Below are 11,056 nucleotides of genomic sequence, written 5' to 3' on the forward strand. Positions count from 1 at the left end.
AAAAGATTAAAAGATTAAAAGATTAAAAGATTAAAAGATTAAAAGATTAAAAGATTAAAAGATTAAAAGATTAAAAGAAATTCCTAAACATCAATTATCACTCATAACTCATAACTTATAATTCATAACTTATAACTAACTTATAACTCATAACCATCACCCATACTTATGGATGCCAACCAAATATTAGATTATTGCCTTGCGAAAAAAGGTGTTACAGAAAGTTTTCCCTTTGATAACGAAACCCTTGTCATGAAGGTAGGAACAAAAATGTTTCTGTTGATGGGGCTTGAAAGCCAGCCTCTCAGTATTAATGTAAAAACCGATCCGGAATGGAGTTCAGAGCTTCGTGAGCAATATCCACAGATCACGGGAGCATATCATATGAATAAAACCCACTGGAATTCGGTTTCTGTAGACGGTTTGAAAAGAGAGCTTATTTTTAAGCTGATTGACCAGTCTTATGATCTGGTGTTTTCTTCATTAACGAAAAAGGCGAAAGAGGAAATTATAAACAGTTAAAATTCAAACTCTTCTGTTAATCTTTTATCTTCATCCAGTCTTTCAATTAGTTTTTCAAGACCTTCAAATTTGATCTCGTCATGAAGGAAATCTCTGAATTTTACAGTGATGTTTTCATCGTAAATATCTCCGTTGAAATCCAGGATATAAACTTCAACAGTTAATGTTTCTCCGTTTACAGTCGGGTTTGTGCCAATGCTTAACATTCCTTTATACTGTTGGCCTTTTACATAGACTTCAACAATATAAGCTCCCTTTTTAGGTAAAAGCTTAATAGAATCAGTTGCTATATTGGCAGTAGGATAACCAATTGTTCTTCCGATTTTCTTTCCGTGAACTACCTTTCCTGAAACAGAGTAGGAGTAGCCCAACATTTCATTGGCATTGATGATATTTCCCGCTAAAAGGGCATTTCTGACTTTAGTGGAGCTGATATTATTTTCATGAATGTTAATCGCTTCCATTTGTTCAACTTCAAAATCCAGTTCTTTTGAAAGTTTCTGAAGAAGCTCGAAATTTCCGCTTTTATTTTTTCCGAAAGAATGATCGTAACCGATGATAAGATACTTTACATTCAATTTTTCAACAAGAATTTGCCGAACGAACTCTTCTCCCGTAAGGTTTCTGAATTCTTCATCAAATTCTTTAAGGAATAAATTATTGATGCCATATTTTTCCATCAGGGATTTCTTTTCTTCCAGGGTATTCAGAAGCTTTAAATCTTCATTTGGATTGAAAACAAATCTCGGATGTGGCCAGAATGTGAGGACAGCAGTCTCCAGATTATTATCTGCACCTACTTTCGTCAATTCATCAATAATACTTTTATGTCCAAGATGTACCCCGTCAAACATACCCAGAGATAATGCTAAAGGCTTTTGAGAAGAATAATCATTAAAATTTTTGAAAACTTTCAAAACGGAAAAAATTTTGACTGCAAATATAAAGCCTTTAAAATTATCTATGATAATATAGTATAAGTTATTTTCATGTTATGCTGTTTGATGCTGTCTATCGAAATCTATATTTAGGCAACTAGATACTATTTTACACCCATCATTTTTTATATCAATGCTGACCATATTTTAAGAAAGCAAAGAAAAACAGCAAAGCTGCTGTGAAGCATTCTTTTGAAAATCTATCGTATAGATTAAACTTTGCTCATCTTTGATAGATCCGACTCATCACTTTCTTTGCGATAAAAACCGATCAAAGAAGCAAGGAACAATAAGTGTAAAATAGTATATAATTGCCTAAATTTATTTCCTGAGAATTTGTAAATCGGTGAAGATTTATTTAAAAAGTACAAAAAAATTGTGATATCAAACTTAATTAATGAATCCGGTGAATGCTTAATAATATTTAAATTAAATGGAATTTCAAAAAAAATAACCCTGAAATTTGAATTGCATATTCTCTAAAAAGCATGACAAAAATCTTTTTTTTAGCAATTGTGAGTTTATGAAGAATCATTATATTTGCACCAAGAAAAAATTTAGCAATGGCAAACCAAATTAAAGGAAAAATTTCTCAAATTATTGGTCCGGTAATCGACGTAGTATTTAATGATGTGGAAGCAGTTCCAAGCATTTATGACGCGTTGGAAATTACAAAAGGAAACGGTGAAAAAGTAATCTTAGAGGTAGAACAACATATTGGTGAAGATACAGTAAGATGTATCGCAATGGACGCTACAGATGGTCTTACAAGAGGGCAGGAAGTAATCGGATACGGAAATCCTATTACAATGCCAATCGGTGAGGCTGTAAACGGAAGACTTTTCAACGTAGTTGGTGATGCTATCGACGGGCTTCAAAATATTTCTAAGGAAGGTGGTCTTCCAATTCACAGACCAGCTCCAAAATTTGATCAACTTTCAACTTCTGCAGAAGTTTTATTCACAGGTATTAAAGTAATCGACTTAGTTGAGCCTTACGCAAAAGGAGGTAAAATTGGTTTGTTCGGTGGTGCCGGTGTAGGTAAAACAGTATTGATCCAGGAGTTGATTAACAATATTGCAAAAGGACACGGAGGTCTTTCTGTTTTTGCCGGAGTAGGTGAAAGAACGAGAGAAGGAAATGACCTTTTGAGAGAGATGCTTGAATCAGGAATTATCAAATATGGTGATGATTTCATGCACTCTATGGAAAACGGTGGTTGGGATCTTTCTAAAGTAGATTTAGAAGTTATGAAAGATTCAAAAGCTGCATTCGTTTTCGGACAGATGAATGAGCCACCTGGTGCAAGAGCGAGAGTAGCACTTTCAGGTCTTACATTAGCTGAGTACTACAGAGATGGTGGAGAAAGCGGACAAGGTAGAGACGTACTTTTCTTCGTAGACAACATCTTCCGTTTTACACAGGCTGGTTCTGAGGTATCTGCACTGCTTGGTCGTATGCCGTCTGCGGTAGGTTACCAACCGACACTTGCTTCTGAAATGGGTGCGATGCAGGAAAGAATTACTTCAACTAAAAACGGTTCAATTACTTCAGTACAGGCGGTTTACGTACCTGCGGATGACTTAACTGACCCGGCTCCTGCAACTACATTTGCTCACTTGGATGCTACTACGGTATTAGATAGAAAAATTGCTTCATTAGGTATTTATCCTGCGGTAGATCCATTGGCTTCTACGTCAAGAATCTTGGCTCCGGAAATTATTGGTGAAGAACATTATAACTGTGCTCAGAGAGTAAAAGAAATTCTTCAGAGATACAAAGCTCTTCAGGATATCATCGCGATCCTTGGTATGGAAGAACTTTCTGAAGAAGATAAATCAGTAGTTTACCGAGCAAGAAAAGTTCAGAGATTCTTATCTCAGCCTTTCCACGTAGCTGAGCAGTTTACAGGTATCCCGGGATCATTGGTAGACATCAAAGATACCATCAAAGGATTCAACATGATTATGGACGGTGAATTAGATCACTTACCGGAAGCTGCTTTCAACCTTAAAGGAACTATTGAAGAAGCTATCGCAGCAGGACAGAAAATGTTGGCTGATAACGCTTAATTAAATTAGACATCAAGATATCAGATTATAGACATGAGACTTTAATGCCTGAAATCTGAAGTCTGAAATCTTTTAATCTAAATTAAAATGAATATAAAAATTTTAACACCAGAATACGTAGTTTTTGAAGGAGAAGTAAACTCTGTATTGTTGCCTGGAAAAAATGGTGAATTTCACATCATGAAAAACCACGCAGGAATTGTTTCTTCTTTAATGGGTGGTAAAGTAAAGCTGTTTGTTAATTCTATTGATGAAGCTTATGCTAAAAACTTTACCAAAGAAAATGAGAAAGACTCGGTTTTTTCTTATCCTATCAAAAGCGGTGTTGTAGAATTTAATCATAATAAGGGAATTATCCTTTGTGAATAATTAAATGAAAAGCTAAATATATTTTCAAAAAGTGTAACTTTGGTTACACTTTTTTTATGCGATGTAAAAAATCTGATTTTATGAAGAGAAGTATGATCATGTTGTTTACAGTTTTGGGTATTCTGGTCAATGCTCAGAATTTTAAAACCAAAAGAGGTATTGTTAGTCTTGACGGAGTGCATGTCGCCAAAATATCAAACAAATCAAATGAATATACCTTTATGGACTTAAAAGAAACTCCCATTTATACCATAGAGTTTATTGATAAAAGTATAGTTGATTCTGTAAGAGATAGTTACATAAAGCTCAACCGGGTCTATAACAGAGAAAAATCAATTGATCTGGATTACATTTCACCATCGGCATTTTCCGGGGAAGAAAAATCAGCAGTCTATACTTCTATAAAAGGCCTGAAAATAATTGATAATAAAGGAATCAACATCAAAAATTTAGATGACCTTTTTAAAAATATGCCCAAAAGAAAGCTTGATACCAAGACCAAAGAAGCCTATACTACCAGAAGTAAAATCGATAAGCTGAAAATTGAGGTGAACAGTGTCGGGGAAATCCTGAGCAACGGAGTTCCGGTAGGATATTTTACCAATCTGCCGGTAAGTTTCGGTTCAGATGACACCATTGCAGAAAAAACGTTTGTGGATATTGAAATTTATGATGCCAATAGTAAATACATCGGAAAATATATCACAACAACGAAACAATTAAAAACGGCTGGCGGGAAAACTTTTACCTTATACAGGGAAATGTCCGGAAGAGCGTCTATTTTAAAATTTCCAACTTATAAAGCTATTGCAGAACGAATGGCTATCCTGGATCCGAACTTTATTAAAATTAAAGAAAAAGTAGAAGTCGGTGAAGTGGTAAAAGACGGCGTACAGAAATAAAAATTAAATTTTACATTAAATCATAAAAAACTCCTGAAATCAGTTTCAGGAATTTTTATTTATATTTTTTGGAATTTTTCACTTAGTTTATCATTCCATAGGAATCTCTATTTTATTTTTTAGTGTAGACAAAGACTTTGATACATAAACATTTTCATTATTACAGTATCAATTTTTATCCCTGATAAAAATCCCTGCGCCTTAAAAATTATTGCTATTTTAAAAATTTGCACCTTTGCGAATAATCTTACTTTTTTTAAGTTAATCGCAAAGGCGCAAGATTCTATAAGGTCTTTTGTAGGAAATCGAAAATTTTCAGCTATTCATTAACTAACAAAACCTGATGTACTTTTTTAATTTAAATCAAAATATTTTTACAAACTCAGAATCACTCCATTATCTTTTAATTGTTGCATCGGTTTTGAAAACCAGAATAATTCAAAATCTTCAAAACTTTCTTCAAATTGAACCTTAAGTTGTTGAAGGGTAATCTTTTTAGAACTTTCCGCAGAATTTTCTTCGAGTACATCTATGAGCCATTCAGCTTTTTCCTGCTCCAGATCGATCTTAATTATATTCGTTTTTAAGTGGAACGTCAATCGTGTATACGGCCATGAGTTTTGTTTTTTTGTTTTTATGTAATTCTCAGCGATTACGTTTTTATCTAAAAAAATCACCTTTGAGTTTCCTTTAAAACTGAAATCATCATTTTCAAGGAGAGAATCATGAATATAATCCGAATGAATGCTTGCTTTTGGAATTTTAAAATCAAACCAATCCTGTAATGGGATTTCAAAATTAATTCCATGCATATAATTGAAGAGTGATTTTTTCAGGCCAAAACTAAATTGATTATGGTCGATTCCGGTTTTATCTTTAAAATCAATATCGTTGTTGGCAAATAAAATTTCCTGTTTGATAGGAATGACTCCAAATTCTTCAGGATTTATTCCGACCGGAGAATGGGCAGTCATGGCAAACTGATGCCAGAAACCGCTTTGTAAAATTCCCATTTCAAACATTTGTCTTACCATTTCCAGAGAATCAATAGTTTCCTGGATGGTTTGAGTCGGGTAGCCGTACATCAGATAGGCGTGAACCATAATTCCCGCTTCGGTAAAATTTCTTGTCACCCGGGCAACCTGTTCTACGGAAACTCCTTTGTCAATTAATTTTAAGAGCCGGTCACTTGCTACTTCAAGTCCGCCGGAAACAGCAACACAGCCGGAGAGCTTTAATAAGAAACATAAATCCCGGGTGAAGCTTTTTTCAAACCTGATATTGGTCCACCAGGTAACGACCAGTTTTCTTCGCAGAATTTCAAGAGCTACTTCCCGCATCAAAGCCGGAGGAGCGGCTTCATCTACAAAATGAAATCCTGTTTCACCGGTGTTTTTAATAAGTTCTTCCATTCTGTCCACCAGAATTTTTGCGGAAATTGGTTCGTAAATTTTAATATAATCTAAAGAAATATCGCAAAAAGTACATTTACCCCAATAGCAGCCATGAGCCATGGTAAGCTTATTCCATCTGCCGTCACTCCATAAACTGTGCATCGGGTTAGCAATTTCAATAACGGAAATATATTGATCTAAATGTAAATCAGTATAATCGGGAGTGCCTATCTCAGCTTGTTTATAGTCGTGCTTTTTTGAATCGTTTTTGTAAATAACTTTTTGATCTTCAATTAAGAAGGTTCTTTTATATTCAGTTTCAGCAATATTATTCAGATTCCTGATATTTTTATGAAGCAATTCAATCGGTAATTCACCATCATCCAATGTGATAAAGTCGAAGAATTCAAAAACCCTGGAATCCTTAATTTCCCTCAATTCCGTATTGGGAAAACCTCCGCCCATTGCTGTTTTTATATGTGGATAATTTTCTTTGATCAGTTTTGCACACCTGAAAGCGGAATATAGATTTCCGGGAAACGGGATTGAAAAACAGACCAGTTCAGGGTTAATGATTTCCAGTTTTTCCTGGAGTATATTTAATGTAATTTCATCAATAAAAGTCTGATCACCACATAGTTTTGAATATAATTCATCAAAAGAATTCGCGCTTTTTCCAAGTCGTTCTGCATACCTGCTGAAACCAAAATCCGGATCAATATTTTCAACAATAAAATCTGATAAATCTTCAAGATATAAAGTGGCAAGATGTTTTGCTTTGTCCTGCAGCCCCATATTTCCGAACGCAAATTCCATATCATCCAGCTGATTGAAACGGGAAGCTTCCGGTAGAAAATTCATGCTGCAGATTTGTCGTGCCAATGTAGGGCTTTTACCCTGCAAAAAATGAATAACCTGATCAATGGTTTTTAAATATTCTTCTCTTAAGGCAAAAATTCTCTGGGAGTTTTCCGAAGAACTTTTAAGATCAATCCCGGTGTTGAAAACCTGCCGGATTCCGTCTTTTGAAAATAATTTCAAAATAACTTCAATTCCTAAATCCATCTGGTAGCTGGAAATATTCCGGGTATTTAAAAAACCTTTGATATAAGCAGTTGCAGGATACGGAGTGTTGAGCTGGGTAAAAGGCGGAGTGATAAGAAGCAGATCTTTCAACAGTAAAATTTTTACAAAGTTATCTTAAATTTATGAATGAACCATCTTTTTACTGCCCGCCAAAACATTCAGGATAACTCCGAAAAGGATTAATGAAATTCCGATGAACAGATTGAACGTAAATTTTTCATGAAAAATCAAAATGCTTACCATAACAGCAACCACCGGTTCCAGAGCTCCTAAAATTGCAGCCGCAGTCGAACCGATATTTTTAATGGCATATACCAGACACAAAGTTGATATGACAGTAGTGAGAAATGCAAAAACAGCAAAATTGAAAAAAATCGCTGTTGATGGAATTTCAAATGATTCTTTTCCAATGAAGGCCTTAATCATAAAAAAAATTGAAGTAAACAACATCGAATAAAAGGAAAGCTTAAAACCGGAAACTTTAATTTTTGATTTGTTGACAATGATAATATAAAGGGCATAGAAGAGTGAGCTTAACATGACAATCCCCAATCCTGTATAATTAATTTCCAGGCCTTTCCCTTTAAGACATAAAACGATTACTCCGGCAAAAGCAAGAAGCAATGAAGTGACAGAAAGCTTTGTCAGTTTCTCCTTATAAAAGAAAAACATGATCAATGCGACAATCACAGGATAAATAAAGAGTACGGTAGAAGCGATTCCTGCCGTGAGATAATCATATCCTAAAAACAGGAATTCCGATGAAAGTGCATAACACATTCCCAGTGTTGCTAAAATTAATCCTTCTTTTTTATTGATAGCAAGATTTTCTTTTGAATACAATAAATACCCGCCAATCATCAATGCAGAAAATAAAAACCGATAAAATAAAGTAATGTCCAATGAAAAATGAGCCTGCTTAACGGGTAAGATAAAAATCGGAATCAAACCATATGAAACCGACGAAATAATTCCTAAAGCATAGCCTTTAAACTTCATGAATATTATTTTATAAAACTTTTAAAACTGATAATAAAAAACCACTGATGGGTTTCAGTGGTTTTTCAAATTTTTATTATTAAATCGGTTTGAAACTTAAACCTTGTTCTTCTAATAATTTTTGCTCCTGCTCTTTATAGTAACCACTTACTAATTTATCGTGAATTGCTTCAAATGCAGAAAGCGTTTCATTAATTTCCGAATCGGTGTGCGAAGCGGTAGGAATTAATCTTAATAAAATCATTCCCTTCGGAATTACAGGATAAACAACAACTGAAGTAAATATTCTGTAGTTTTCTCTTAAATCTTTTACAAGAAGGGTAGCTTCTACGGGAGTTCCCTGCATCATTACCGGAGTTACACAAGTATTGGTATCACCAATGTTGAATCCTCTTTCTTTAAGCCCGTTTTGTAATTTATTTACATTTTCCCAAAGTTTTGCTTTGATTTCCGGTCTTGTTCTTAGCAGCTCCAGTCTTTTCAAACCTCCGATTACCATTGGCATGGTTAAAGATTTTGCGAAAATCTGAGATCTCAGGTTGAATTTCAGATATCTGATAATATCTTTATCTCCTGCTAAAAATGCTCCGAACCCGGCCATTGATTTTGCAAAAGTAGAGAAATAAACATCAATCTGATCTTGGCATCCCTGTTCTTCTCCGGCTCCGGCTCCTGTTTTACCAAGTGTTCCAAATCCGTGGGCATCATCCACTAAAAGTCTGAAATTATATTTTGATTTAAGCTCGCAGATTTCTTTTATTTTACCCTGCTGTCCTCTCATTCCGAAAACTCCTTCAGTAATCACCAGAATACCGCCTCCTGTTTCTTCAGCAACTTTAGTCGCTCTCTGAAGATTTTTTTCAAGGCTTTCGATATCATTATGTCTGTAGGTAAATCTTTTTCCTGAATGCAATCTTACACCATCTACGATACAAGCGTGAGAATCTACATCATAAACGATCACGTCATTTCTGCTTACCAGAGCATCAATGGTGGAAACCATTCCCTGGTATCCGAAATTCAATAAATATGCTGATTCTTTTTGTACGAAATCCGCCAGTTCTCTTTCAAGCTGTAAATGCTGTTCTGTTTCTCCGGACATTGCTCTTGCACCCATCGGGTAAAACATTCCGTATTCGGCAGCAGCTTTAGCATCAGCTTCCAAAACTTCAGGATGGTTACACATTCCTAAATAATCATTGGCACTCCAGAAAATTACTTCTCTTCCTTGGAACTGCATTCTGGGACCGATAGGACCTTCCAGTCTCGGGAAAATAAAATAGCCTTCACCATAATCTGCAAACTGTCCGAGAGGTCCGGGATTTTCTTTTATTCTTTCAAAAATATCCAACATTTTATATAGTACTTTTAAGTAAAAAAGCCTTTTGTGATCTACAAAAAAGGCTTGATTTGTATAAATTTATTTTTTTATTTAATGAATTCGGTTTTGAAAACTTCATCATAATTGTGAACACAGTTGTTAACGAAACCTTGCTCAGCCATCCACTTGTCACTGTATACTTTGGTGATATACCTTGAACCGTGATCAGGGTAAATTAAAACAATCACGTCATCTTTTGAAAATTCATGAGACTGAGCGTATTGCATTAAAGCCTGGGTAACAGCTCCGGTAGTATAACCACCCATAATAGCTTCTTTCAAAGCAATTTCACGGGTTCTGTAAGCAGACATTTCATCATTTACCCTTACAAACTCATCTACTTTATCAAAAAGAAGAGCGGCAGGAATTAAATTTTTTCCCATTCCTTCAATCTGATAAGGATGAACGTCTTCCTTGTGTATTTCACCGGTTTCGTGGTAGCTTTTCAGAATAGAGCCGTCAGCATCCACACCAATGATCTTTACGTTCGGATTTTTTTCCTTTAAGAATTTTGCCGATCCGGATAAAGTTCCACCCGTTCCGGTACAGGCAAAAAGGTGAGTGATCTTACCTTGTGTCTGTTCCCAGATTTCAGGGCCGGTAGTCTGATAATGGGCATCAATATTCAGTTCGTTGAAATATTGATTGATGTAAACTGAATTGGGTGTTTCTGAAGCAATTCTTTTGGCTACTTCATAATAAGATCTCGGGTCATCTGCAGGTACATTTGCCGGGCAAATATATACAGTGGCGCCAAGAGCTTTTAAATAAGCAATTTTCTCAGGTTTTGTTTTATCACTTACTGCGAGAATACATTTATATCCTTTGATGATGCAAACCATTGCAATAGAAAATCCGGTGTTACCGGAAGTAGTTTCTACAACTACAGAATCTTCTTTTAATAAACCTTTTTTTTCAGCGTTATCTATAATATGAAGTGCAATTCTATCTTTAGTGGAATGTCCAGGATTATATGATTCTAGCTTGGCGTAAACAGTTGCAGGGACATCTTTTGTAACAGTATTTAGCTTTACCATAGGTGTGTTTCCTATCAGGCCAAGGATATTATCATAAACATTACTCATTATTTGTTATTTTTCAATAAAAATCTGACCGCAAAAATACAAAAAAATAAATAATTTCTAAACTTTTGTTTGATTAGTAAGCATTCAATTGAATAAAATTATTTTTTCATTTGCAATCTTAGCTTAACAATATTGACAAATACCACGCCAAATTTTTAAATTTTGTTAAAATCAACATAAAATGATATAAAAGCCCTATTTTCGCGTAATTGATTTAATACTATGAAAAATTGGACCTTTAGGCAATGGAACACCGTTCTAGGATGGGTGATTTTCGTCATTGCATTTTTCACGTACTTGTCAACTAT

9 protein-coding genes are annotated in these 11,056 nt (G+C 34.8%); 4 read left to right on the forward strand and 5 right to left on the reverse strand.

All coding sequences use genetic code 11. The annotated features are described in order from the left end of the window. Positions 1-168 precede the first annotated feature (168 nt). Positions 169-522 (forward strand): MmcQ/YjbR family DNA-binding protein, encoded by a 354-nt coding sequence (locus tag AB8P06_RS20365; RefSeq protein WP_369844451.1) that lies wholly within the window; start codon positions 169-171, stop codon positions 520-522. On the opposite strand, the gene AB8P06_RS20370 is transcribed toward AB8P06_RS20365, so the two are convergent. Further along, positions 519-1,439: a bifunctional riboflavin kinase/FAD synthetase gene (locus AB8P06_RS20370; RefSeq protein WP_369844453.1), complete on the reverse strand. Its 921-nt coding sequence runs from the start codon at positions 1,437-1,439 to the stop codon at positions 519-521. The two genes, AB8P06_RS20365 and AB8P06_RS20370, sit on opposite strands and share 4 nt — an antisense overlap. 584 nt (positions 1,440-2,023) lie before the next feature. Here AB8P06_RS20370 and atpD point away from each other — a divergent pair. From atpD to AB8P06_RS20385, 3 genes are all read left to right on the forward strand, one after another. After that, on the forward strand, positions 2,024-3,532 hold the full coding sequence (gene atpD / locus AB8P06_RS20375; RefSeq protein ID WP_369844454.1) for a F0F1 ATP synthase subunit beta: 1,509 nt from the start codon (positions 2,024-2,026) through the stop codon (positions 3,530-3,532). 87 nt (positions 3,533-3,619) lie between these two features. After that, positions 3,620-3,901, forward strand: a complete 282-nt coding sequence (locus AB8P06_RS20380) for a FoF1 ATP synthase subunit delta/epsilon (protein ID WP_369844456.1) — start codon at positions 3,620-3,622, stop codon at positions 3,899-3,901. A gap of 80 nt (positions 3,902-3,981) precedes the next feature. Next, entirely contained in the window at positions 3,982-4,803 is an 822-nt protein-coding gene (locus AB8P06_RS20385) for a hypothetical protein (RefSeq protein ID WP_369844458.1), read from the forward strand. 374 nt (positions 4,804-5,177) lie between these two features. On the opposite strand, the gene AB8P06_RS20390 is transcribed toward AB8P06_RS20385, so the two are convergent. The 4 genes from AB8P06_RS20390 to AB8P06_RS20405 form a co-directional block, all read right to left on the reverse strand. Next, entirely contained in the window at positions 5,178-7,373 is a 2,196-nt protein-coding gene (locus AB8P06_RS20390) for a B12-binding domain-containing radical SAM protein (RefSeq protein WP_369844460.1), read from the reverse strand. A gap of 30 nt (positions 7,374-7,403) precedes the next feature. Then, positions 7,404-8,282 carry a DMT family transporter gene (locus AB8P06_RS20395; protein ID WP_369844462.1) on the reverse strand — a complete coding sequence of 293 codons (879 nt, stop codon included), beginning with the start codon at positions 8,280-8,282 and terminating at the stop codon, positions 7,404-7,406. Between the two features lie 79 nt (positions 8,283-8,361). Beyond that, complete coding sequence (locus AB8P06_RS20400; RefSeq protein WP_185096113.1) at positions 8,362-9,633, reverse strand: aminotransferase class I/II-fold pyridoxal phosphate-dependent enzyme; 1,272 nt, start codon at positions 9,631-9,633, stop codon at positions 8,362-8,364. 77 nt (positions 9,634-9,710) lie between these two features. After that, entirely contained in the window at positions 9,711-10,748 is a 1,038-nt protein-coding gene (locus AB8P06_RS20405; RefSeq protein ID WP_369844464.1) for a PLP-dependent cysteine synthase family protein, read from the reverse strand. Positions 10,749-11,056: the final 308 nt, after the last annotated feature.

This window comes from Chryseobacterium tongliaonense (assembly GCF_041224435.1).
GTDB classification, from domain to species: domain Bacteria; phylum Bacteroidota; class Bacteroidia; order Flavobacteriales; family Weeksellaceae; genus Chryseobacterium; species Chryseobacterium tongliaoense.

What these genes read in the sequence shown, in the direction of transcription:
- AB8P06_RS20365 (WP_369844451.1), top strand. Translation starts at nt 169, where the DNA reads ATGGATGCCAACCAAATATTAGATTATTGCCTTGCGAAAAAAGGTGTT.
- AB8P06_RS20395 (WP_369844462.1), bottom strand. Translation starts at nt 8,282, where the DNA reads ATGAAGTTTAAAGGCTATGCTTTAGGAATTATTTCGTCGGTTTCATAT.
- AB8P06_RS20380 (WP_369844456.1), top strand. Translation starts at nt 3,620, where the DNA reads ATGAATATAAAAATTTTAACACCAGAATACGTAGTTTTTGAAGGAGAA.
- AB8P06_RS20385 (WP_369844458.1), top strand. Translation starts at nt 3,982, where the DNA reads ATGAAGAGAAGTATGATCATGTTGTTTACAGTTTTGGGTATTCTGGTC.
- AB8P06_RS20405 (WP_369844464.1), bottom strand. Translation starts at nt 10,748, where the DNA reads ATGAGTAATGTTTATGATAATATCCTTGGCCTGATAGGAAACACACCT.
- atpD (WP_369844454.1), top strand. Translation starts at nt 2,024, where the DNA reads ATGGCAAACCAAATTAAAGGAAAAATTTCTCAAATTATTGGTCCGGTA.